We start from the raw sequence: 326 nt of genomic DNA on the forward strand, positions 1-326 counted from the left end.
GCGGCATTCCGCTGATTTTCTTGCAAAACATCACCGGCTTCATGGTCGGGCGAAAGTACGAGGCCGGCGGCATCGCCAAGGACGGGGCCAAGCTGGTCACGGCGGTCGCCACGGCACGGGTGCCGAAGCTCACCGTCATTGTCGGCGGCTCGTTCGGCGCCGGCAATTACGGCATGTGCGGACGCGCCTATTCGCCACGCTTCCTGTGGATGTGGCCGAACGCCCGTATTTCGGTGATCGGCGGCGAGCAGGCGGCGCCCGTGCTCGCCGTAGTCAAGCGCGAAGGCATAGAGCGCGATGGCGGCGAGTGGAGCGCTGAAGAGGAA

The 326-nt window shown here is 65.6% G+C and carries 1 protein-coding gene; it reads left to right on the top strand.

Annotation, left to right across the window (positions count from 1 at the left end):
- Positions 1 to 326 (top strand): carboxyl transferase domain-containing protein (locus tag EN804_RS35765; protein WP_281407933.1); only part of this gene is annotated, 326 nt, incomplete at both ends.

Source organism: Mesorhizobium sp. M8A.F.Ca.ET.161.01.1.1, from assembly GCF_004792105.1.
Classification (GTDB): Bacteria; Pseudomonadota; Alphaproteobacteria; order Rhizobiales; family Rhizobiaceae; genus Mesorhizobium.